The organism is Aquabacterium sp. (genome assembly GCF_041909175.1).
Classification (GTDB): domain Bacteria; phylum Pseudomonadota; class Gammaproteobacteria; order Burkholderiales; family Burkholderiaceae_C; genus Aquabacterium.
Window position 1 is genome coordinate 95,969 of record NZ_JAYRDZ010000007.1, and the last position, 22,561, is coordinate 118,529.

A 22,561-nucleotide genomic window follows, 5' to 3' on the forward strand; every position below is an offset into this window, starting at 1 on the left:
AGCGAACAGAGGCCCGGCGATGGGACAATCACGCTCTGCACCGAACTGGGTGCATGTGTGTCGAATTCGCAAAAAAGAGAGCAGCCCTATGGCACCGAGCGCCGTTTCCGCCCCCGATACCCTGGTTCTGACCCGTCCTGACGACTGGCACCTGCACGTACGTGACGGTGCCGCCATGGCCAGCGTGGTGCCCGCCACGGCCGAGCAGTTCGCTCGCGCCATCATCATGCCGAACCTGCGGCCTCCGGTGACGACGGCTGAGCAGGCGGTGGCCTATCGCGAGCGCATCCTGGCAGCGGTGCCCTCCGGCATGAAGTTCGAGCCCCTGATGGTGCTCTACCTGACGGACAACACGCCTGCCGAAGAGGCTGCACGTGCCAAGGCCATGGGCGCTGTGGCATTCAAGCTCTACCCGGCGGGCGCCACCACGAACAGTGATGCGGGTGTGACCGATCTGCGCAAGACTTACAAGGTGCTGGAAGCCATGCAGCGCGAAGGTCTGGTGCTGTGCGTGCACGGCGAGGTCACGGACGGGGATGTCGATGTGTTCGACCGAGAGAAGGCATTCATCGACGACAAGCTGATTCCGCTGCGCAAGGACTTCCCCGAGCTGAAGGTGGTGTTCGAGCACATCACCACCAAGGAGGCCGCGCAGTACGTGACCGAGGCCGACCGCTTCGTGGGCGCCACGATCACGCCTCAGCATCTGCTGTACAACCGCAATGCGATTTTCATGGGCGGTATCCGGCCGCACTACTACTGCCTGCCCATCCTCAAGCGCGAGGAGCACCGCCTGGCCCTGGTGCAGGCGGCGGTCAGCGGTTCGCCCAAGTTCTTCCTGGGCACGGACAGCGCCCCTCATGCTGCACATCTGAAGGAGCACGCCAGTGGCTGCGCCGGTTGCTACACCGCGCCATGTGCCATTGAGCTGTATGCCAAGGCGTTCGAAGCCGCAGGCGCGCTGGACAAGCTGGAGGCTTTTGCCAGCTTCTATGGTCCTGACTTCTATCAATTGCCGCGCAACACCGACAAGGTGACGCTGCGTCGCGCACCCTGGGTGGTGCCGCAGGAGTTGCCGTTTGGCGAGACCGTGATCAAGCCACTGTGCGGTGGCGAGACACTGGATTGGCGTCTGCAGCCGGCCTGACCGGCCCCTGCCTGCGCAGAAGATCCGCAGCGCTACCTCAGTCGGGGCAGCGCTGTTTTTTTTCCTCTTCGAGGGCGTGTACCGTCTTGCGCAGTTCAGCCAGGTCTTCCCGCACGATCTTCATTTGTCGGTGCAGGTCCTTGAGGATCTCGCGCTCCATCTTGCGCTCATGGGAGCCGACAAACATGGCGGCAATGCTGGCGGTGACCAGCGACAGCACGCCATAGCCCAGCAGCACCACAAACACCGAGAAGATGCGCGAGGCCGTGGTGCTGGGCACCACGTCGCCATAGCCCACGGTGGCAGCGGTGGAGAAAGCCAGCCACAGTCCTTCCGAGAAACTGGTGACTTCCGGGTCGATCCAGTAGAAGCCGATGCCGCACAGCCCGAGCACGGCGCTGGCCATGACCAGCAAGCGGCCCAGGCCCGCCTCCTGAAAGATGGGCTTGCTGACGATGATGAGCCGCAGCAGGGTTGCCAGGGCAATCATGAGTCGCCAGCCCAGCGCACCAAATGACTGGCTGCTGGCGGGCAGGAAGGCGCTGATGAAAAGACAGACCCCTAGCAGCCAGTCGGCCGTTTGCTGGGCCTTCCAGCGGCCTTGCGTGAGGCCCAGTTCTTCGAGCTTGGTGCCCGATGTCCGCCCCTCGTACCAGGTCGCCGCCAGCACCAGGACGCCGCTGAGCACATACATGGATGCGGCCCACGGCGTTTGCTCGGGCATCAGCGAGTCATAGAAGGCCGGAATGCTGGCGACCAGGGCCATCAGCATCGGCCATGGTGAGCGCAGTTGCGGGAATTTGAGGTGCAGCATCGCGACGCGTTGGCCGTTGATGAGGTCCGGACGGGGTGGGGTCAGGCGGGCAGATAACCTTCGACGGACAGGTAGCGCTCACCGGTGTCGTAGCAGAAGCCCAGCACACGGCTGCCCGCCGGCAGCTCGGGCAGCTTTTGAGCGATCGCGGCCAGCGTGGCACCCGACGAGATGCCCACCAGCAGGCCTTCGGTGGTGGCGGCGCGGCGCCCCATGTCCTTGGCGGCGTCACCGTCGACCTGGATGACACCGTCCAGCAGGCTGGTGTCGAGGTTGCCCGGGATGAAGCCAGCGCCGATACCCTGGATGGGGTGAGGAGCGGGACTGCCGCCGGAGATGACGGGCGAGGCGGTCGGTTCAACCGCGTAGACCTTCAGCTGGGGCCAGGCTTGCTTCAGGACACGTGCGCAGCCGCTCAGGTGACCTCCCGTGCCCACCCCGGTGATCAGGACATCGATGCCTTCAGGGAAGTCGGCCAGGATTTCTTGCGCCGTGGTGCGCACGTGGGCCTCGATGTTGGCGGGGTTGTTGAATTGCTGGGGAATCCATGAGCCAGGGATGCTGGCGGACAGCTCTTCAGCGCGGGCGATGGCACCTTTCATGCCCTTTTCCCGAGGGGTGAGGTCAAAGGTGGCGCCATAGGCCTGCATCAGGCGACGGCGCTCAATGGACATGCTCTCGGGCATCACCAGGATGAGCTTGTACCCCTTGACTGCGGCCACCATGGCCAGACCGACGCCGGTGTTGCCGGAGGTCGGTTCGATGATGGTGGAGCCAGGCTTGAGCACGCCGCGCTGTTCGGCGTCTTCGATCATCGACAGGGCAATGCGGTCCTTGATGGAGCCGCCCGGGTTGCCTCGCTCCGACTTGATCCACACCTCATGCGTGGTCCCGAACAGGCGCTGGGCGCGGATGTGTGGGGTGTTGCCAATGGTGTCGAGGATGGACTGGGCCTTCATGCATGTCTCCTGTCTGTAGAGCTTCGATTTTTTCACAGGTCGATGGGCTTGGAGGACGGATGCCGCCCGGAATTTCACGGCCACTCAGTTACGTTTCTTCACAATGATTTTGTAAATGTGATTTTTGCACATTTAATATGCGCAGCATGTGAAGGGGTACCGATGACCGTTTTATTGACCCTGTTGCTGGCTGCTGTCCTGGAAGAGGTGCTGTTCCGTGGCGGCCTTCAGGAATGGCTCTGGCGGCGGGGTTTGTCTGCGGTATGGGGGGGCTTGAGCCAAGCCAACGTCCTGACATCGAGTGCTTTTGCGCTGGCCCATGGCCTCACACGGTCATGGTCGCTGGCGGCGTGTGCGGGTGTGGCCGGACTCCTTCTCGGGTGGGTTTATGACCGGCAGCGCCGGTTGTGGCCCTGCATGGCGCTGCACGCCGGGATGAACCTGGTGTGGTGGTGGATCCGCCCCCTGGCCGATTGGAGTTGGCTCGGGGCATGAACGAAACGAGGACAAAAATGGACAAGGTATCTGGCTCACCCCCTCGTGCGCTCACCCGCAGTTGGCTGCTGGGTGTGGTTGCGTGTGCCACATGGATAGCAGGCAGTGCGGCTTGGGCTGCAGGTGACCCGGTCAACGGCAAGACCCTGTACCGGGCCGCCAGAGGAACCGATGGCAGCGCCTGCAGCAGTTGCCACGGATCGACCCCCGCCAGCAACACCTCGAAGGTGTGGAATGGCTCGAATTCGCCGACCAAGATTCAGAGTGCCATCACCGCCGGTACGGGGGGCATGGATGTCTTCAAGGGGCAATTCACCACAGCGGAGCTGACCGATCTGGCCTCCTACATTGCTGCGGTGACCACCCCGTCACCGACCGCGGTGTCGTTTGGCACGTCCACGGTTGGCAGTGCATCGTCGACACAGACCGTGACGGTGACCAACACGGGCGGCATCAAGCTGCGATTGACCGCGATCACCAGCTCATCGACCGAGTTCCAGGTCGTGAGTGGCGGCACCTGCACGGCATCGACCACCACAGGCACCTTGCTGGTTGAAGGCTCGAACAGCTGCACGATCAATCTGGCATTCACGCCCTCGACCACCGGCGCGCGGTCTGCCACCTTGACCATCAAGGGGCAAGCCACCAACAACAGCGGTACGGTCGTCACCACGCCCGCCGTGACGGACAAGGTGGTGACCTTGTCGGGCACGGGCCAGGCGGTGCCGACTGCGCAGTTGGGCGTGAGCCCGGGCAGTCTGTCTTTTGCCCAGACCACCGTGGGTCAGCAAAGTACGGCACAGGACGTGACCGTCAGCAACTCGGGTACCGCCGCGATGACGATCTCCGCGATCACGCTGGGTGGCACCAACGCCGGTGACTTCATCAAGAGCGGGACGTGTTCGACTGCCAGCAGTGTGGCTGCAGGCGGCTCGTGCACGGTGTCGGTGGTGTTCTCGCCAACTGGTACAGGGTCGCGCAGTGCCACCTTGACCCTGACGACCAATGCCGCCAACAACGGGGGCAGTGCCACCATCTCGATGGCAGGCTCGGCCGCTGCCGCACCGGTACCGGTTGTGTCGCTCTCGACCACCTCATTGACCATGGACCAGACGCTGCAGAACACCAGCAGCGCGGCCAAGACGGTGACTTTGCATAACACGGGCACCGGCGCCTTGTCGATCAGCAGCGTGGCATCCAGCGTGTCGCAGTTCAGTGTGACGCATACCTGCGGCGCTTCGGTGGCGGCAGGGGCTTCCTGTACCTTGTCCGTGACCTTCACGCCGACAGCGGTACAAAGCTACAGCGGCACCATCAACATTGTCAGCAATGCCAGTACGTCACCTAATCAAATCAGCGTGACGGGAGCAGGCTCTGCGACGGCAGTGCCGGTGGCTCGGCTGTCGCCCACCAGTCTGAGCCTGGCCAGCACCAAGCAGGGCATGACCAGCGCAGCCGTGTCGACCACACTGACCAACAACGGTCCGGGCTCGCTCACGCTGTCGGGCTTGTCCATGACAGGGACCCACGCCTCCGACTTCGCGGTCGACGCGGGTAACAGCACCTGCACGACGTCCACTGTCCTGAGTGTGGGGGGCACCTGCGTGGTCGCAGTCACCTTCTCGCCCAGTGCGGCAGGCACCCGCCAGGGGGCATTGCACATCACCCATGACGGGACAGGTGACACCGATGTGGCCTTGAGTGGCACGGGGCTGGGTGTCGCGACAACGCAGATCAGTCTCAACAAGAGCAACCTGACCCTGCCTTATGACACCACCACCCAGACCTTCGGTGTCGGACAACTGGTACTGAGCAACACGGGGGATCTGGTGGCCTCCATCACCAATGTTGTGGCCAATGACCCGACGGTCACGCTGGGCTTTTCAACCAACGGGGGCGCCGATGGCTTGTGCACGGGCACCAGCTTCACGCTGAACGCAGGGCAGAGCTGCACGGTAGATGTGTCGACATCTGCGGCGGTCAGCACGCAGGTGCTGGTCTCTGTAGCCGGTGTGGGGGATCTGCCGGTGAGCGTCACGGCAAGCACATCCAGCTCTTCCACGGGTGGGTCTTCCAGTGGTGACAACGCGGGTGGTGGTGGGTGTTCCATCGGTCGCCCTGGTCAGCCCATGGACCCCATCTGGCTGTTGATGGTGGGCGGTGCAGCCATCGTGCTGGTCTGGCGCAAAGGGCGTTCGCAAGCGCGTTGAACTCAAGAGGAGATGTACATGACCTTCAAGGCAAACATGGTGAAGTGCGCTGTGTCGGGCGTGCTGGGTTGGGGGCTGGGCCTGGGCATGATGATGCCCGCGCAGGCGGTCGAGGCGGGGCAGCCCGCCCCGGCGTTCGTCCTGCCGCAACAGAGCGGGGGCTCGCTGAGCCTGGCCGACCTCAAGGGCAAACTCGTCTATCTCGATTTCTGGGCATCCTGGTGCGGCCCTTGCCGACAGTCGTTTCCGTGGATGAACGAGTTACAGGCCAAATATGGTGCACGGGGCCTGAAAGTGGTGGGCATCAATGTGGACAGCCGTCGGGCCGATGCCGATGCATTCCTGTCTCAGCTGCCTGCCCAGTTCGCTGTCGTGTTCGATGGCAAGGGTGAAGCGCCTGGTGCTTACAAGATCAAGGGCATGCCTTCGTCCTACCTGATCGCGCCGGATGGCCATGTGATCAAGGTGCATGCCGGTTTCCGGGCAGAGGACCGCAAGGAGCTGGAGGCCGCGATCGAGGCCGCACTCCAGAGTGGGAGGGGGCAATGATGCGACATCGTCTGGCCCTGCTGGTGGCAGGTCTGGTTGCGGTGCTGTCCTCGGGCTGCAGCAGTCTGTATGCGCCGCCTCAGGCATGGGAAAAGGGCAATCTGTCGAAGCCTGAAATGACCATGGGCGGAGACCCCCTGGATGCGCGTTTCACGCAGCACATCAACGGCAGCAAGGAAGGCTCTTCCGGTGGCTATGGCGTAGGCGGAGGTGGCTGTGGCTGCAACTGAGCGAGAACAAGCGACCCGGCTGGGGGCCGTGTTGAGTGCCGCGTTGGCGCTGCCGGGCCTGGTGCCCGATACCGCCCGTGCGGAAGGCGCGCCGGAGCACACCACCGTGGCCTACAAGCAGCTCTATTACAAGGACTGGCAGCCTGACATGAAGCGCATTCAGGTGTCTGCGCCGTCGGTCATGATCGAGGCCCCGGTCGGTCCCAATCTGGCGATTGAAGCGTCGGCGGTCAATGATGTGGTCTCGGGCGCTTCTCCCCGTTATTACACCTCGCTGACGGGCGCCTCGCGCATGTCGGACAACCGCACGGCCGGTGACGTGAAGGTCACTTATTACCGTCCACGCAGTGCATATGGCCTGTCTGTCAGCCACTCGGGTGAGCATGACTACGTGTCGAACGCGGTGGGGCTCGATGCGCGCTTCTCGTCCGAGGACAACAACACGACATTCCATGTTGGCCTGGGCGGCTCCAGCGACGATATTTCGGCGACGGGCTTTTCAGCCTCGGAGTTCTCCGGATCGCGCCATACCGTGGAGCTCATGGCCGGTGTCACGCAGGCCATGACCGCCAACGATCTGCTGCAGATCAATATGACGTATTCGAATGGCCATGGGCTGTATTCGGATGCGTACAAAGGCGACAATCGGCCAGACACCCGGCGCCAGTTCGCGGTCCTGACTCGATGGAACCACCATGTCGAGTCGATGGGCGCGACACTGCGAGGCAGCTACCGCTACTACCGCGATTCGTGGAAGGTGCGGTCGCATACCTGGCAGGCAGAGTGGGTGCAACCATTCGGGAGCCGCTATTCCGTGACGCCACTGTTCCGTTATTACACGCAGAGTTCAGCCTCGTTCTATGTCGATCCGGAGATGAATCCGGTCAGTGGGCAGCCGCAATTGCCCTCGACGCTGGACACGGCAAACCTGTTCACGACGGATCAGCGCCTGTCGGCTTTTGGTGCCGTGACAGTCGGGGTCAAGGCCGAGATGCGGCTGGACCCAACCTGGACGACGGATCTGAAGCTGGACTACACCGAGCAACGGGCCTCGTGGCGGATTGGTGGCAGCGGGTCTCCCGGGCTGCAGCCGTTCAAGGCCACCAGCATCCAGTGGGGCCTGTCCAAGGTGTTCTGATGTCGGACGATGCGGCCATCGGTTTCGAGTTCGTGGCCATGGCCGGTTCAGCCGAAATTCGGCTGGCCGGCCTGCCTGATGAGCGCGCTGCAGCGCTGGCCGAACTGGCCATCGCCGAGGTTCGCCGCATCGAGCAGCGCTACTCCCGATACCGGGACGACAGCATCATTGCCCGCATCAATACGGCAGCGGGCAGCGGTCGCAGCATCACGGTAGATGAAGAAACGGCGGGCTTGCTGGCTTTTGGTGAGCGTCTGTGGCGACTGAGTGAGGGGCGCTTTGACATCACCAGCGGGGTCTTGCGGCGTGCCTGGCAATTTCAGTCCGGGGTGTTGCCGGAGGCCGCCGCGGTGGAGGGCTTGTTGCCCCTGGTGGGGTGGGAAAAGGTAGCGTGGCGCCCGGTTTCCAGGGAAATCAGCCTGCCTGAGCCTGGCATGGAGATCGATTTCGGTGGTTTCGGCAAGGAGTATGCGGCTGACCGTGCCGCGTCGTTGCTGATGCAGCACGGTGCTGTGAGCGGCTTTGTGAACCTCGCTGGCGATGTGCGTGTCCTTGGGCCGCAGCCAGATGGCAGTGGTTGGCGCATTGGCATCCAGCATCCGCGCAAGTCGGCGGACACGGTAGGGGCGGTGGTCATGGCGCAAGGCGCCCTGGCAACCAGCGGTGACTATGAGCGCTTCATGGTGGTGGATGGACGGCGTTATTGCCATATTCTCGACCCCCGATCCGGCTGGCCGGTACAGTGCTGGCAGTCCGTGACCGTGGCTGCCCCCCTGTGTACGGCTGCAGGTGCGCTGTCGACCATCGCCATGCTGATGCAAGATGAAGCCGCCCCCTTTTTGCGGGCGCAAGGTGTGCAGTGGATGACGGTGGATGGCGGCGGTGAAGTCTGCCACCACGGACTGTGACGAGACAGGAATGACAAACATGTATATGACGGACGTGGCGGGGCGTTGGCTCCGTCGGTGGGGTGCAGTGCTGGCCATGATGTGGCTCCTCGTCGCGGGGGCCCAGGCTGCTGACTTTCTGCCCGTTGACGAAGCCTTTCATCTGAATGTGTCCGCCGCGCAGGATGGCAGCGTGCAGTTGCGTTTCAAGCTGGCAGACAAGATCCATCTCTACAGAGACCGGATGAGCGTGGAAACCGACCCGGCTTCGGTGGGGACCAGTGCGCCGCAATGGCCCAAAGGCGTCATGAAATATGACGAAGGGTTCGGCAAGGAAGTCGAGGTGTATTACGGCGACGTGCAGGCACAGGTGAGCTTGCCTGCCGCCACGGCGACAGGAACACCGGTTTCACTCGCTATTAGCTACCAGGGCTGCTCGGACGACGGCTTGTGCTATCCGCCGCAAAAGCGTGTGTACCGGCTCTCTGTGGCCGATCACGGCCGGGTGGTGGCCGTGCAGCCCGATGATGGGGCAGCGCCAGGCTTGGCTGGCGGCGCATCCGCATCCGCATCCGCATCGGCCGCGCCCGCGTCGGCACCGGGAGGCACAGAACAAGGTGGTCGCATTGAGCGTGCGCTGGCTTCTGGCAACGTCTTCAAGATTGCCGGCGTGTTTCTGATTGCCGGGCTCTTGCTGTCCTTCACACCCTGCGTCTTGCCAATGGTGCCCATCCTGTCGTCCATCATCGTGGGTGACGGGCCGGTGAGCCGCGTGCGGGGTTTCCTGCTGGCGCTGAGTTACTCGCAGGGCATGGCCCTCGTCTACACCTTGCTGGGCATGGGGGCCGGGCTGGCGGGTGAAGGGTTGGCTGCAGCCCTGCAAAACCCCTGGGTGCTGGGCACCTTTGGTGTGCTGATGGTGCTGCTGGCCTTGTCGATGTTCGGTGCCTATGAGTTGCAGATGCCCGGCTTCATCCAGGGGCACCTGACCCACCACTCGCGCAAGCTCGAAGGGGGCAGCCTGGTCGGCGTGTTTGTCATGGGGGCGCTGTCTGCCTTGATCGTCGGGCCCTGTGTGACCGGCCCGCTGGCCGGTGCGCTGGTCTATCTGAGCCAGACCCGCGATGTCGTCCTGGGCGGGGTGGCCCTGTATGCCCTGGCTTGCGGCATGAGCGTGCCCTTGCTGCTGGTTGGCCTGTCGGCCGGCACCTTGCTGCCCAAGGCCGGCATGTGGATGGAGTCAGTCAAGACATTCTTCGGCTTGATGCTGTTGGGCGTGGCCTGGTGGCTGGTGTCTCCCGTGATGTCGCCTGCTGTGCAGGTGTGGACCGCGGGTGCCTTGCTGGCGCTGGCGGCAGCCTTCACGGGCGGGTTTGACACCATCGGGCCTCAAGCCAGCCTGCGCCACCGGGCCTTCAAGGCCTTGGGCATGGTGTTGGCCTTGCTGTCTGCGGTGGTGATCCTGGGGGCCTTGGCCGGGGCACAAAGCCCATGGGACCCCCTGCGACCCTTCCTGTCGCGGGCCCAGGCCAGTGCTGTTCCTGCAGCGCAGTCGGCGGAGGAGGCCTTGCCCTTCAAGCGCATTGCCAGCGTGGCCGAACTGGATGCGGCCGTGGCCGATGCCGCCAAGGCTGGTCGACCCGTGATGCTCGACTTCTATGCTGACTGGTGTGTGGCGTGCAAGGAGTTCGCCAAGTTCACGTTCTCGGATGCCCGGGTGCAGGCTCGGCTGAAAAATGCCGTGCTGCTGCAGGCCGATGTGACGGCGAACTCGGCCGACGACAAGGCCTTGCTCAAGCGCTTTCAACTGTTTGGCCCCCCCGGCATCGTCTTCTACAACGCGCAAGGGCAGGAGCAGACCTCGGCTCGCGTCATCGGTTTTGAAGAGGCCGATGCGTTTCTGGCCAGCCTGGAACGCGCAGGCCTGAGATAATGGCGCTGTGAAGTCAGCCAGATCGCCGCTGGTACAAGGCCCGAAAGGGCGTACTGGAGGAAGGTCCGGACTGCACAGGGCAGCGTAGGAGGTAACACCTCTCCACCGCGAGGTGAGGATCAGAGCAACAGAGACGAGCCGATTCAGTTCGGGTGAAACGGGCAATCTCTACGTGCAGCAACACCAAATAGGCACACGACGACCTGGCCCGGGGAGTGTGCGGGTAGGTGGCATCGAGCCGTTCTGGCGACAGGCGGCCCAGAGGAATGGCGGTCACGGTGCGGCATCGCAAGGTGACGTACTGCACAGAATCCGGCCTACCGGCTGACTTCACATTTTTCATATGGCTCAAGTTCGGGCCATTTCTGGACGAAATCAGGCGTGATCCCTGGAGACACGACATGCCTGCACGCACTTCCGTTCAACCTGTTCCCCGTCGTTTCACGTACACCCACCTGGCCCTGGGCGCCTTGGTGTTGTTGACGGGCATGACGCTGGCAGGGCATGCCCATGCGTCGGAAACGCATGGCGCCAGCCATGACAGTGCAGGTGGGGCGTCCTCGGTTGAAACCCCTCGGGTGACCATTTCCAAGGAAGAATTGAAGCGCAAGGCCATGAAGCCCGAAGGCGCGGCCGAGCCCGCAGCGTCCAGTGGTTCGTCGGTATCGATGACTGATCTGCGCGACATGATCGATCAGAAGATCGCCGAAGTGCGTGCCAAGCAAAAGGCTGCACCCATGGTGAAGGTCACGAACCGCAGCCCGGCTGCAGCCAAGGCTGCCAAGGCGGCCAAAGCTGGTTCGCATGACGCCAGTGGCGCCTTGCTGCCCGGCGGTGCCGAACACGGCGGGCACGACATCCACTGGGACTATGCCGGGGCAGGGGCTCCGCCAAACTGGGGGCAACTGAAGCCCGAGTTTCAGACCTGCTCGGTGGGCAAGCGCCAAAGCCCGATCGACATCCGCGACGGCATCAAGGTGCAACTGGAGCCGATTCAGTTTGATTACCACCAGACGCCGTTCCGCGTGATCGACAACGGGCACACGGTTCAGGTGAATGTCGACCCGGGCAACACCATCACGGTCAGTGGTCGCCGCTATGAGCTGGTGCAGTTCCACTTTCATCGGCCCAGCGAGGAGCGCATCAATGGGCGCCAGTACGAGATGGTGGCGCACCTGGTGCACAAGGACGCAGAGGGGCATCTGGCTGTGATCGCCGTGCTGATGGACCAGGGGCGAGACAACCCCATGGTGCAGCTGGTGTGGAACAGCCTGCCGCTGGAGAAGAACATCGAGCAGGGCTCGCCGGTCATGATGGACCTGAACCTGATGCTGCCGGAGCAGCGCCAGTACTACACCTACATGGGTTCATTGACGACGCCGCCTTGCACCGAAGGCGTGTTGTGGATGGTGATGAAACAGCCTGCCACCATGTCGCGCGACCAGATCGCGATCTTCACACGGCTGTATGCGAACAATGCCCGTCCGGTGCAGTCGACCTCGGGTCGACTGATCAAGGAAGGCATGTGAGCCTGCGTCAGTAGACCCGGCCGCCCTTGATCTGGGCGTGTGTGCGCCGGGTCAGCTCGGTGGCCTTGGCCATCTGGGCCATGGCGTGGCCTGCATGGGCGTGGCAGATGGCCAGGCCCAAGGCGTCGGACGCGTCGTTATTGGGTTCGCGTGGCAGGTCCAGCAGGCGCATCACCATGTGGCGGATCTGGGCCTTCGCTGCGTGCCCATGCCCGACCACCGCCTTCTTCATCTGCAGCGCGGTGTATTCAGACACCTTGGGCGAGTTCGGATTGGCCAGCAGCCCGGCAATGGCCGCACCCCGCGCCTGGCCCAGCAGCAGGGTGGACTGCGGGTTCACGTTGACGAACACGATTTCGACCGAGGCTTCTTCAGGCTCGTAACGCGCGACCACCTCGCGCACCCCTTCGAAGATGAGCTTGAGCCGATTGGGCAAATCGCCTTGCGCGGCTTCGCGGGTCTTGATGGTGCCACTGGCCACATAGTGCAGACGAGGCCCATCCGATTCGATCACGCCGAATCCGGTGGTCTGCAGGCCAGGGTCGATGCCGAGAATTTTCATGAGGCTGACAGGATACCTGCGCGGCAGGTGCGCGTGCGTCAGCCCTTCAAGTCTTTGGCCATCAAAGGCCACAGGGCCTGGTGCGACACCCGGAACCAGTCGATGTGCCCGATGCGGCGCAGACCGTGGTCGCCCGGGTGCACATGGTGCACCTGTGCCCGGGCCTGAGGGTAGGTGCGCAGCAGGTCGGCCACCGTGGTTGGGGTGGCGATGTCGTCATCGGTGGCATGCAGCACCGTGATCGGCGTGGTCACCTCATGGTGGAAGTCTTCCTGCGGCTTGCCTTTGACCGCATTGGTGGCGTAGCCGCCGGCAGCGCACCATTGCCCCCACTGCACACCGACCCCGGCCGGCAGGTTCTCGCCCAGGCCCAGGGCCGCCGTGGGGGCATAGCCCTTGATGCGGGCGGCCACCGGGATGGCGCATCGCAGCGCGAAGTAGGCCTTGGCGCGGAAGCTGGGGCGCATGCCGCGTAACCAGCCTGTCGATGCCGCCACCCCGACGACGCGGGCAACGCGCCGGTGGTTGGGCAGCAGGCCGATCATCTGCCCGCCAGCACTGTGCCCGAGCAGCATGACTTGTTCTGCTCCGGTGCGTTGCAGCAGCCACGTCAGGGCGGCCACCTGGTCTTGCTGGCCCCATTGGGCGAGGGTGGCCCGCGAGTCACGGAGTCGGCCGTGCAGTGATTGCCCGATGCCGCGGTAGTCGAACACCAGGATGTCATGGCCCTGCCGGGCCAGCCACTCGGCGAAGCGCAGATAGAACTGCTGCTTCACGCCGGTGGCCGGACACAGCAGCACGGGGCGCTCGGTGGCGGACTGTTCGCCACCGAAAGCAGGCAGGAAGTGGCCTTTGAGGTGGGTGCCGTCCTGGCAGACCAGGTCAACGGGTTCCATGGCGTGTGGCATCTCAATGCTCCAGAGGCGTGTGTTGGTCGAGGTGCTGGACATGGGTGAGCCAGCGGGCCACGGTGGCGAGTTCGGCGTTGGTGAACCCGGCGGTGAGTTGGCCGTTGATGCGTTGTGTGGCCTGGCGGATGAAGGGCAGCACAGCCTGGCCTTCGGGGCGCAGCCAGACCCGCTGGGTTCGGCCGTCTTCCGGGCAAGGCTGTCGATGGACCCACCCCAGTGCTTCCATGCGCTGCACCAGACCGGACATCGCCGAGGGGGCCAGATCGAGCGCCTGCGCGAGCTGTCCCATGGTGGCGCCGTCACCTTGGGCCAGCGCAAACAAGACGCCGCTTTGGGCCGGCGACGGCGTGGTGCCGCCGGGTGCCGCCAGGGCTTCAGTCTGTTGCGCCATCCACTGCTGCAGGTGTCGCTGGGCGCTGTTGAGCAGGAAGATCAGTCGGGGGCGAGCGGCCATCTCATGCCTTAATTGTTTCGTGCGCGAAGTATATATTTGTTTCGTGCACGAAATAAATCGACATGAAAAAGGGCCCCGAAGGGCCCGGTGTCACGTGGCCGTGTCAGCCGATCAATGACGGAAGTGACGCGTGCCGGTGAAGACCATGGCGATGCCACGCTCGTCGGCAGCGGCGATGACTTCCTCGTCGCGCATGGAGCCACCCGGATGGATCACGCAGGTCGCGCCCGCATCGACCACCACGTCCAGACCATCACGGAACGGGAAGAAGGCGTCCGACGCCACGGCGGTGCCTTGCAGGGTCAGGCCAGCGTGCTGGGCCTTGATCGAAGCGATGCGGGCCGAGTCGAGGCGGCTCATCTGGCCGGCACCCACGCCCATGGTCATGCCGTCCTTGCAGAACACGATGGCGTTGCTCTTGACGAAGCGGGCCACGGTCCAGGCAAACAGCATGTCCTTCATCTGCTGCTCGGTGGGTTGCAGCTTGGTCACGACCTTGATGTCACCCACGATGTCGATGTTGTCAGCCGATTGCAGCAGCATGCCGCCGCCCACGCGCTTGAAGTCCAGGGCGTTGCCCAGCTTGCGGGTGGCTTCGTCCAGCGGCACTTCCAGCAGACGCACGTTCTGCTTGGAGGCATAGGCCGCGCGGGCTGCGTCGGTGAACTTCGGTGCGATCACCACTTCCACGAACTGCTTGTTGGCGCTGATGGCGTCGATCACGTCGGCATCAACCACGCGGTTGAAGGCCATGATGCCGCCAAACGCGCTGGTGGGGTCGGTCTTCAGGGCCTTGGTGTAGGCCTCCAGCGGGCCGGCACCCACGGCCACGCCACAGGGGTTGGCGTGCTTGATGATCACACAGGCGGGCACCTCAAAGGCCTTCACGCATTCCCAGGCCGCATCGGCGTCAGCAATGTTGTTGAAGGACAGCTCCTTGCCCTGGATCTGGGTCCAGTTGGCCAGGGTGGACACCACGGGCGCGGCTTCACGGTAGAACGCAGCCGACTGGTGGGGGTTCTCGCCATAACGCATGCCTTGCACCTTGTGCAGTTGCAGGTTGTAGACGGCAGGGTACTCGGCCTTGGCGGGCACGGCTTCGGTGGCCAGTTCGGCACCGGCTTCCAGCGAGGTCAGGTAGTTGGTGATCATGCCGTCGTAGGCGGCGGTGTGGGCAAACACCTTCTTGGCCAGCATGAACTTGGTCGAACGGGTGATCTGGCCGGCCTTCATCTCGGTCAGCACTTGCTCGTAGTCCACCGGGTCGATGATCACGGCCACGTCCTGCCAGTTCTTGGCGGCGGCGCGCAGCATGGTGGGGCCGCCGATGTCGATGTTCTCGATGGCGTTTTCCAGCGTGCAGTCGGCCTTGGCCGTGGCTTGGGCGAAGGGGTAGAGGTTGACCACCAACATGTCGATGGTGTCAATGCCGTGTTCCTTCAGGGCAGCCATGTGCTCGGGCAGGTCGCGGCGAGCCAGGATGCCGCCGTGCACGCGGGGGTGCAGGGTCTTGACGCGGCCGTCGAGCATCTCGGGGAAGCCGGTCACTTCGGCTACTTCGGTCACGGGCAGGCCCTTTTCGGCCAGCAGCTTGGCGGTGCCGCCGGTGGACAGCAGGCGCACGCCCTGGGCGTGCAGGGCCTGGGCAAATTCAACGATGCCGGTCTTGTCGGACACGGACAGCAGCGCGGTGAGGTTCTGGCTCATGGTGTGCTCGGTGGAGATTGCGGGGGATGGTGAAAATCGGTGTGGGGCCGGCGGCTTACTTGATGAGCTTGTGCTCAAGCAGCTTGCGGCGCAAGGTGTTGCGGTTGATGCCCAGCCATTCGGCAGCGCGGGACTGGTTGCCATCGGCACGTTGCATCACGACCTCCAGCATGGGGCGCTCCACCGCGTTGACGACCATGTCGTACACGGCGTGGGGTTCGGCTCCGCGCAGGTCCTGGAAATAGTCCTCCAGGCTGTCCTTGATGCAGTCGTGAATGTGCTTCTTGCTCATGATCTCAATTCGCCATGCACGTCGTTGTGCCGGCGTCATCTGTCTCGTTGTCGTTGTCGTTGTGGTCGCCAAACCCGGGCAGGTCTTCAGGCAGAAGCGCGTGCGTCAGGCTCAGCTGATCAAAAAAATCGGTGACAGCCAGGATTTGCGCGTCGCAGCTGTCGAGTGTGTTCATGTGCTGGCGGAAGGCCTCCCCCCCCGGCAGGGCACGAACCGCCCATCCGATGTGTTTGCGTGCGGTGCGCACACCGGCGAATTCGCCATACAGCCCGTAATGGTCTGTCAGGTGCTCAAGCAGCCATTGCTTGACCTGCTGTGTGCGCGGTGCCGCGCGGCGCAGACCGGTTTCGAGGTAGTGGGCGATGTCGCCAAAAATCCAGGGGCGGCCTTGCGCGGCGCGGCCGATCATCAGGGCGTCGGCCCCGGTGTGGCGCAAGACCGCCAGTGCCTTTTCCGGCGAGGTGATGTCACCATTGGCCACCACCGGGATGCGTACCGCGGCCTTGACGGCTGCGATGGTGTCGTATTCAGCCTGACCCTTGTAGCCCTGCTCGCGGGTGCGTCCATGCACCGTCAACATGGCCACACCGGCCTGCTCGGCCGCGCGGGCGATGCGCTCGGCATTCTTGTGTTGCTGGCTCCAGCCGGTGCGCATCTTCAAGGTCACGGGCACGCCATGAGGCGCACAGGCCGCCACCACGGCTTCGACGATCTCCAGCGCGAGCGGTTCATCCTGCATCAGCGCCGAGCCTGCCCACTTGTTGCAGACCTTCTTGGCCGGGCAGCCCATGTTGATGTCGATGATCTGGGCGCCACGGGCGATGTTGTAGGCGGCGGCTTCAGCCATCATGGCCGCGTCGGTGCCGGCAATCTGCACGGCGATGGGCGCTGTCTCGCCTTCGTGGTTCGAGCGCCGCGAGGTCTTGAGCGTGTGCCACAAGTCCTTGCGCGAGGTCACCATTTCGCTCACGGCATAGCCCGCCCCCAGCCGTTTGCACAACTGGCGGAACGGCCTGTCGGTGACCCCGGCCATAGGGGCCACGAACAGCCGATTGGGCAGGGTGTGGGGACCGATTTGCATGCGTGGAAGACGACTCAGCCCTGATCGAGGGTTCGATCAGGGCTGCTTAAAAAGGAGGCAAAGTATAGCGCCGCCAGCCATCTCTGCGGCATGACGGGCCGCAAAAACTCCCTGGCATGGGTGGCCGGAGTACCTGGGGCTTTCCCTAACGTTTGCACTTATCGTGCAACCATTGCACGAGAAATGTAATAATCGGTTTTTTGACAATCCCGTGTATCAGAACAGCAGTACACCATGACACTCCGTGCAACATCCTGGGCTGCCCTGGCCCTCATCGCTTCCACCGCTTGCGGCGTCGCCCAGGCTCAGGACTGGACCATCAAGTTCGGTGCTGGTTACATTGACCCACGCGCCACCAGCAGTACGCTGCACGGCACGATTCCAATCGAGCACTACGCTGGTCACGTAACCGAGTTGCCCGGCGACAACCGCCTGGTGGTGCAGCCGCAAGGCACCGTGCTGTTCAGCATCGCCCGCAAGCTTGACGACAACTGGGATGCCGAACTGGTCCTCGGTGTGCCGCCCAAGCACGACGTGAAGTTCAAGGTCAGTTCTACAGTGAAGAACTTGGCCCAAATCCCCGTCGTGAATCAGTCGACATATCTGACCCAACAGACCGCCGCCCGCGTGGCAGCCCAAGATGGTCAGGTTGTTGCGACCGTGAAGCAGATCGCTCCGACCTTCTTCATCAACTACAAGTTTGGTGATGCCGAGTCCCGCATTCGTCCTTACGTCGGTGGTGGCATCAACGTGACGATGTTCGATGCCGATGCCACGGCAGCTGGCGCCAAGGTTTACAACGATGGCAAGGTGCGTATCAAGACCTCGACCTCGTTCGGCCTGGCCTTCCAGACGGGTCTGATCTACAAGATCGACGACCACTGGCAAGCAAGCGTGGGTTGGTACACCGCTGCCGTGCGCAACGACATCACCATCAAGACGGACAACAGCGAGCAGAAGGCCTTCTACCGCTTCCACCCGTCCGTGTTCTCGGCCATGGTCGGCTACACGTTCTGATGCTTTCAGTGCCCCTGTATCGGGGTTCTGGAAAACAAAAAACCCGCCGGGCAACTCGCCCTGGCGGGTTTTTTCATGGCTGAAGTGCCAGCCGCGCGGGGCTTACTTCTTCACCTCGATGCTGGTGACGGTGTACTGCCCCTTCACCTTGTCAGCCGTGAAGCGCACCTTGTCGCCAACTTGCAGGGTTTTGAGCCAGTCCGGGTTGGCGACCTTGTAGGACATCTGCATGGCCGGCATGTCGAGGTTCTTGATCTCGCCGTGCTTGAGTGTGACCTTGCCCGCATCCGGGTCGACCTTGCGGACCTCGCCGTCCACGGGCTCGGCCCAGGCGGCTACAGCCAGCCCCAGCCCCAGGAACAAGGCAGCGGCAGACGACAGCAGGGATTTCTTCATGAATTGCTCCTTCAACGGTCTTCAATGACCAGTATGACCGGAACCAGGCTTGCGTACCTGAACTTCCAGCGCATGGGGTGAGGTGGGGGTGTCAGGCGCTTGGGCGATGGCTTCGTCATGTTCCCATAGACGCGCGGATGTGCCTGGCGGTTGACGGTACCAGCCGGGATCGCGGTAGCTGCCGTGGGGTTGATCGCGTCTCACCTTGACGGTGGTGAACATGCCGCCCATGCCGATCGGGCCGAAAGGCCCTTGTCCAGTCATCATGGGCAGGGTGTTGTCAGGCAATTCCATCTCCATCTCGGCCATCTCGTGCATGCCCTGTTCGCCCATGGCCATGTAGCCGGGCACGATGCGGTTGATTTGCTTGACCAGGTCGGCCTGCTTCACCCCGATCAGGTTGGGGACGCTGTGCCCCATGGCATTCATGGTGTGGTGGCTCTTGTGGCAGTGCAGGGACCAGTCGCCCTCTTCATCAGCGAGGAACTCGATCTGGCGCATCTGCCCCACGCCAATGTCGGTGGTCACCTCAGGCCAGCGGGCCGTCTTCGGGATCGGTCCCCCATCCGTGCCTGTGACCTCGAACTCGAAGCCGTGCAGGTGAATGGGGTGGTTGGTCATGGTGAGGTTGCCCATGCGCAGGCGCACACGGTCACCCTGGCGGACGTTGATGGCGTCAATGCCCGGAAACGCCCGGCTGTTCCAGGTCCAGAGGTTGAAGTCCAGCATGGTATTGACCTTGGGCGAGGAGGCGCCGGGGTCAATGTCATAGGCGTTGATCAGGAAGCACACGTCCCGGTCCACCTCGCTGATGAGTGGGTGCGCCGCTTTGGGGTGGGTGATCCACATGCCCATCAGGCCCATGGCCATCTGCACCATCTCGTCTGCATGGGGGTGGTACATGAAGGTGCCTGGGCGCTTCGCGGTGAACTCGTACACGCAGGTCTTGCCGGGCGGGATGCCCGCTTGCGTGAGGCCGGCCACACCGTCCATGCCGTTGGGCAGGCGTTGCCCGTGCCAGTGCACGGTCGTGACCTCGGGCAACTGGTTGGTGACAAAGATACGGACACGGTCACCTTCGACCACCTCGATGGTGGGGCCGGGGCTTTGCCCGTTGTAGCCCCACAGGCGGGCGTTCATGCCGGGGGCGATCTCACGGACCACCGGTTCAGCCACCAGGTGGAACTCCTTGACGCCGTCTTTCATGCGCCAGGGTAGTGTCCAGCCATTGAGGGTGACCACCGGGCGGTAGGGCCTGCCAGCGGTGGGCTGCAGCGGGGCCTGTGTGCCCGGGTGGGTCTGGTTGGCCAGTTCAGGCAGACCAGCCAGGGCCGAGCGCGCCACCGGTGTGGCTGCGGCCGTGCCCAGGCTGGCAAAGGCGGCGCCAGACAGGGCGCCTCTGAGAAATTGTCGGCGTTGGGTCATGCTGGGCTCCCCGTGTGGCTTGTTGCTGGCGTCAGGCTTGATTCACGCCGGCCGCCTTCTGCGCCAACGCCCTGGATGGCCGCGTCGGTTGCAATCCGGCTCAGCCAGTAGGCTTCATCGGCGTCGATGGCGCTCAATACGCCCTCCACCTGCCCCCGCGCTTCCGCGATCAGTTCGAACGGCCCCGTGAGCATGCCGTTGTAGTGCTTGAGACGCTCATCCAGCAGGCGGGCACGGGCTGGCTGCAAGGTGAGGTGATGGTGACGGGCCTGCTGCCAGCGGATGCCCTCCTGGGCGATCTGTTCGCGCAAGGTCGATTCGGCGTCGACCACCGATTGCTGCCACCGCAGCAAGGCGGCGCGCTCGGCCGATGAGCCGGCGTCGCGCTGGGCTGCCCCAAAGTCGAAGCGGGTCAGGCGGATGTCGAGCACGCCGCCATGCTGAGTCGCTTCGCCCCGGCTGCTGTTGCGCTCGATGCCCGCTTCCAGTTCCAGCCACGAGGTCCAGCCCAGTTGCTGTCGCCGGCTCGACAGGGCTTGCCAGCGTGTATAGGCCACCTGGGTGTCGAGGCCTTGCTCCCGCGCGGCCTGTGTCAGCAGGGCGCTGTCACGCTGCGCCGCAGGCAGGTCGGGCAGTTGGGGCGGCAGCTCCATGCGTCGGGCAGACTCGGTCCGCAGTCCGATCAGCCGCACCAGCGCCTCACGCTCTTGCGTGGCTTGCTGAGTGGCATGCAGCAGGTCGATTTCAGCTTCACTCTGCCAGAGGCTTTGACTCTGCGCTTCGAGTGAACTGAGGTGTCCGGCCTGCTGCAGGCGTTGGGCCAGTGCGGCCTGGGCTTGCGCCGCCGCCAGCAGATCTTCGCGGTAGCGCAGGCGCTGCTGCGCGGCAACGGCGCGCACCCACTGGCTGCGTACTTGCTGGGTGTGGCTCAGGAGTTGACGCGACAACGCCATCTCGCTGGCCTTGACCTGGGCGTCGGCGCGTTGCGCCCGCCAGGGCCAGGTCAGCCAGTCCAGCAGGTTGATGCTGAGTGTGCGGTTGAGCTCCTTGTCGTCGCCGCGACGCAGGCGCTCCAGCGAGAACCCCAGCAAGGCGGGGCGGGACTGGTCCAGCAGATCCTGTCGGTCGGCCTCGGCCTGGGCGCGTGCTGCGGCCAGTGTGGGGCTGTTGGCCAGCGCCAGGGCAAGGGCCTGGTCCTGGGTCAGTTCTCCGCTGGGGAGGGGGGCGCCCTCAGGCGGTGGTGCCGTGCCCGGTGTCGTCAGGGTAGATGCTGTGGCATCGGTCTGAACGGAGGGCGCAGTCGCGCAGCCGCCAAGCAGGGCCAGCAGCCCTGCAAGGTAAAGTGGTCTGATCATGATCAAAGGGCCTGTTGGCGGCCCGGTGCAAGGCAGAACAATCCGGCCAAGGCGGCTTGGCCGGTCAGTTGATGCGGTGGGATCAGACCCTGGGTGGGCGGAACAGGCGTGAGGCCAACTGTGGCGTGGCCGGCAGCATGGCCATGGCGCCCCAGCTCTCGGCTGGTGCTTGCATGGTGAGACCGAGAGACAGCGATGGCGGCGCCATGACCGCGTGGCAAACATCGCAGTGAGCGCAGGGCGCCGAGCCGGCATGCGCGCCGCTTTCATCAGGGTGCACGGTAGCCTGTTCGGCATCGTGGCAGGCGGCATGCGAGGGCATGACCGAGGCGGCGTCACCAGCGTGGTGTGACGCAAACGCCGTCTGAGGGGCGCTGCGCAGCGGTTCCACCGACATGGCTGACCAGGCCCACCCGCGCAAGGGGGCCAGCACCATCAGCACGATGATCAGCCAGGTTCGCCACATGATGTCCAGTCTAGCGCAGGACCTGGGCGGTTGACTCGTAAAATAACCGCATTCCGAATTGTTAGCCCAGCCAGCCACAGCCATGCCGAACACCAACCCCGAAGCCGTCGCCAACATTACGCCTCGTGACAAGGCCGAAATCCTGGCCGAGGCCTTGCCCTATATCCGCAAGTTCCACGGCAAGACGCTGGTGATCAAGTACGGCGGCAATGCCATGACGGACCCTGCGCTGCAGCAGGACTTTGCCGAAGACATCGTGCTGCTCAAGCTGGTGGGCATGAACCCGATCGTGGTTCACGGCGGCGGGCCGCAAATTGACGCCGCTCTGGCCAAGATCGGCAAGAAGGGCACGTTTGTCCAGGGCATGCGCGTGACCGACGAAGAGACCATGGATGTGGTCGAGTGGGTGCTGGGCGGCGAAGTTCAGCAGGACATCGTGGGACTCATCAATGCCGTGGGCGGCAAGGCCGTGGGCCTGACCGGCCGTGACGGTGCCATGATCCGGGCGCGCAAGCTCAAGCTGGTCGACAAGGATGACCCGAGCGTCGAGCACGATGTGGGGCAGGTGGGTGAAATCGTCGCCATTGATCCCAGCGTGGTCAAGGCGCTGCAAGATGACGCCTTCATTCCTGTCATCAGCCCCATCGGGTTTGGCGAGAACAACGAGAGCTACAACATCAATGCTGACCTGGTGGCCTCCAAGCTGGCCGAGGTGCTGAAGGCTGAAAAGCTGCTGTTGTTGACGAACATCCGCGGTGTGCTCGACAAGGAAGGGCAATTGCTGACCGACCTGACGGCCCGCCGCATCGACGAGCTGATTGCCGACGGCACCATCAGTGGCGGCATGCTGCCCAAGATTGCCGGTGCACTGGATGCGGCCAAGAGCGGCGTCAACGCTGTTCACATTGTGGATGGCCGGGTGCCTCATGCCATGCTGCTGGAGATCCTCACGGAGCAGGCCTACGGCACGATGATCCGCTCGCATTGATCCGCGCCCACTGTAG

The 22,561-nt window shown here is 63.8% G+C and carries 23 protein-coding genes and 1 other RNA gene; 12 read left to right on the top strand and 12 right to left on the bottom strand.

Translation table 11 applies throughout. The features are described from left to right. The first annotated feature begins 88 nt into the window (after nucleotides 1-88). Entirely contained in the window at nucleotides 89-1,147 is a 1,059-nt protein-coding gene (gene pyrC, locus ACE3PH_RS11865; protein WP_374319192.1) for a dihydroorotase, read from the top strand. Between the two features lie 37 nt (nucleotides 1,148-1,184). Here the strand turns inward: pyrC and ACE3PH_RS11870 are convergent, their stop codons facing one another. Then, nucleotides 1,185-1,961 carry a potassium channel family protein gene (locus ACE3PH_RS11870; protein WP_374319194.1) on the bottom strand — a complete coding sequence of 259 codons (777 nt, stop codon included), beginning with the start codon at nucleotides 1,959-1,961 and terminating at the stop codon, nucleotides 1,185-1,187. 41 nt (nucleotides 1,962-2,002) lie between these two features. Then, entirely contained in the window at nucleotides 2,003-2,920 is a 918-nt protein-coding gene (cysK, locus tag ACE3PH_RS11875) for a cysteine synthase A (RefSeq protein ID WP_374319196.1), read from the bottom strand. A gap of 162 nt (nucleotides 2,921-3,082) precedes the next feature. On the opposite strand from cysK, the gene mrtJ reads away from it, so the two are divergent. The 9 genes from mrtJ (at nucleotide 3,083) to ACE3PH_RS11920 (ending at nucleotide 11,891) form a co-directional block, all read left to right on the top strand. Then, the gene (mrtJ, locus tag ACE3PH_RS11880; protein WP_374319198.1) at nucleotides 3,083-3,415 is read left to right on the top strand and encodes a JDVT-CTERM system glutamic-type intramembrane protease; all 333 of its coding nucleotides are present in this window, start codon (nucleotides 3,083-3,085) and stop codon (nucleotides 3,413-3,415) included. 17 nt (nucleotides 3,416-3,432) lie between these two features. Next, nucleotides 3,433-5,625: a choice-of-anchor D domain-containing protein gene (locus tag ACE3PH_RS11885; RefSeq protein ID WP_374319200.1), complete on the top strand. Its 2,193-nt coding sequence runs from the start codon at nucleotides 3,433-3,435 to the stop codon at nucleotides 5,623-5,625. An 18-nt stretch (nucleotides 5,626-5,643) separates the two neighbouring features. Further along, nucleotides 5,644-6,174 carry a TlpA family protein disulfide reductase gene (locus tag ACE3PH_RS11890; protein ID WP_374319202.1) on the top strand — a complete coding sequence of 177 codons (531 nt, stop codon included), beginning with the start codon at nucleotides 5,644-5,646 and terminating at the stop codon, nucleotides 6,172-6,174. Then, nucleotides 6,171-6,404: a DUF4266 domain-containing protein gene (locus ACE3PH_RS11895; protein ID WP_374319205.1), complete on the top strand. Its 234-nt coding sequence runs from the start codon at nucleotides 6,171-6,173 to the stop codon at nucleotides 6,402-6,404. Before ACE3PH_RS11890 ends, ACE3PH_RS11895 begins: the two co-directional genes overlap by 4 nt. Beyond that, a complete protein-coding gene (locus ACE3PH_RS11900) occupies nucleotides 6,391-7,542 on the top strand; it encodes a DUF3570 domain-containing protein (protein ID WP_374319207.1) in 1,152 nt (383 codons plus the stop codon). The genes ACE3PH_RS11895 and ACE3PH_RS11900 overlap by 14 nt, the downstream gene beginning before the upstream one ends. Next, on the top strand, nucleotides 7,542-8,450 hold the full coding sequence (locus ACE3PH_RS11905; protein WP_374319209.1) for an FAD:protein FMN transferase: 909 nt from the start codon (nucleotides 7,542-7,544) through the stop codon (nucleotides 8,448-8,450). Before ACE3PH_RS11900 ends, ACE3PH_RS11905 begins: the two co-directional genes overlap by 1 nt. A 76-nt stretch (nucleotides 8,451-8,526) precedes the next feature. Next, nucleotides 8,527-10,362: a protein-disulfide reductase DsbD gene (gene dsbD, locus ACE3PH_RS11910; RefSeq protein WP_374319211.1), complete on the top strand. Its 1,836-nt coding sequence runs from the start codon at nucleotides 8,527-8,529 to the stop codon at nucleotides 10,360-10,362. A 9-nt stretch (nucleotides 10,363-10,371) separates the two neighbouring features. Beyond that, an RNA gene (gene rnpB, locus ACE3PH_RS11915) (RNase P RNA component class A) lies at nucleotides 10,372-10,698 on the top strand. A gap of 65 nt (nucleotides 10,699-10,763) precedes the next feature. Continuing rightward, entirely contained in the window at nucleotides 10,764-11,891 is a 1,128-nt protein-coding gene (locus tag ACE3PH_RS11920; protein ID WP_374319213.1) for a carbonic anhydrase, read from the top strand. Nucleotides 11,892-11,898: 7 nt separating this feature from the next. On the opposite strand, the gene ruvC is transcribed toward ACE3PH_RS11920, so the two are convergent. The 6 genes from ruvC to dusB all read right to left on the bottom strand — a co-directional run bounded on the left by ruvC (nucleotide 11,899) and on the right by dusB (nucleotide 16,898). Beyond that, complete coding sequence (gene ruvC, locus ACE3PH_RS11925) at nucleotides 11,899-12,453, bottom strand: crossover junction endodeoxyribonuclease RuvC (protein ID WP_374319215.1); 555 nt, start codon at nucleotides 12,451-12,453, stop codon at nucleotides 11,899-11,901. 38 nt (nucleotides 12,454-12,491) lie between these two features. Further along, nucleotides 12,492-13,349 carry an alpha/beta fold hydrolase gene (locus ACE3PH_RS11930; protein WP_374319217.1) on the bottom strand — a complete coding sequence of 286 codons (858 nt, stop codon included), beginning with the start codon at nucleotides 13,347-13,349 and terminating at the stop codon, nucleotides 12,492-12,494. Between the two features lie 13 nt (nucleotides 13,350-13,362). Next, nucleotides 13,363-13,818, bottom strand: a complete 456-nt coding sequence (locus ACE3PH_RS11935; protein ID WP_374319218.1) for a MarR family winged helix-turn-helix transcriptional regulator — start codon at nucleotides 13,816-13,818, stop codon at nucleotides 13,363-13,365. Nucleotides 13,819-13,929: 111 nt separating this feature from the next. Continuing rightward, nucleotides 13,930-15,525, bottom strand: a complete 1,596-nt coding sequence (purH, locus tag ACE3PH_RS11940) for a bifunctional phosphoribosylaminoimidazolecarboxamide formyltransferase/IMP cyclohydrolase (protein ID WP_374319220.1) — start codon at nucleotides 15,523-15,525, stop codon at nucleotides 13,930-13,932. Between the two features lie 55 nt (nucleotides 15,526-15,580). Next, nucleotides 15,581-15,817 carry a Fis family transcriptional regulator gene (locus tag ACE3PH_RS11945; RefSeq protein WP_374319222.1) on the bottom strand — a complete coding sequence of 79 codons (237 nt, stop codon included), beginning with the start codon at nucleotides 15,815-15,817 and terminating at the stop codon, nucleotides 15,581-15,583. Nucleotides 15,818-15,821: 4 nt separating this feature from the next. Beyond that, nucleotides 15,822-16,898: a tRNA dihydrouridine synthase DusB gene (gene dusB / locus ACE3PH_RS11950; RefSeq protein WP_374319224.1), complete on the bottom strand. Its 1,077-nt coding sequence runs from the start codon at nucleotides 16,896-16,898 to the stop codon at nucleotides 15,822-15,824. Nucleotides 16,899-17,132: 234 nt separating this feature from the next. Between dusB and ACE3PH_RS11955 the strand changes: the two genes are divergently transcribed. Next, complete coding sequence (locus ACE3PH_RS11955) at nucleotides 17,133-17,915, top strand: OmpW family protein (protein WP_374319226.1); 783 nt, start codon at nucleotides 17,133-17,135, stop codon at nucleotides 17,913-17,915. Nucleotides 17,916-18,017: 102 nt separating this feature from the next. Here the strand turns inward: ACE3PH_RS11955 and ACE3PH_RS11960 are convergent, their stop codons facing one another. The 4 genes from ACE3PH_RS11960 to ACE3PH_RS11975 form a co-directional block, all read right to left on the bottom strand. After that, nucleotides 18,018-18,311 (bottom strand): copper-binding protein, encoded by a 294-nt coding sequence (locus ACE3PH_RS11960; protein WP_374319228.1) that lies wholly within the window; start codon nucleotides 18,309-18,311, stop codon nucleotides 18,018-18,020. A gap of 21 nt (nucleotides 18,312-18,332) precedes the next feature. Beyond that, nucleotides 18,333-19,736 carry a multicopper oxidase family protein gene (locus ACE3PH_RS11965; protein ID WP_374319230.1) on the bottom strand — a complete coding sequence of 468 codons (1,404 nt, stop codon included), beginning with the start codon at nucleotides 19,734-19,736 and terminating at the stop codon, nucleotides 18,333-18,335. Further along, nucleotides 19,733-21,091 (bottom strand): TolC family protein, encoded by a 1,359-nt coding sequence (locus ACE3PH_RS11970; RefSeq protein WP_374319232.1) that lies wholly within the window; start codon nucleotides 21,089-21,091, stop codon nucleotides 19,733-19,735. Before ACE3PH_RS11970 ends, ACE3PH_RS11965 begins: the two co-directional genes overlap by 4 nt. Nucleotides 21,092-21,173: 82 nt before the next feature. Beyond that, on the bottom strand, nucleotides 21,174-21,557 hold the full coding sequence (locus tag ACE3PH_RS11975; protein ID WP_374319234.1) for a hypothetical protein: 384 nt from the start codon (nucleotides 21,555-21,557) through the stop codon (nucleotides 21,174-21,176). 82 nt (nucleotides 21,558-21,639) lie between these two features. Between ACE3PH_RS11975 and argB the strand changes: the two genes are divergently transcribed. Next, nucleotides 21,640-22,545, top strand: coding sequence for an acetylglutamate kinase (gene argB / locus ACE3PH_RS11980; RefSeq protein WP_374319236.1), 906 nt, complete (start codon nucleotides 21,640-21,642; stop codon nucleotides 22,543-22,545). The last annotated feature ends 16 nt before the right edge of the window (nucleotides 22,546-22,561 follow it).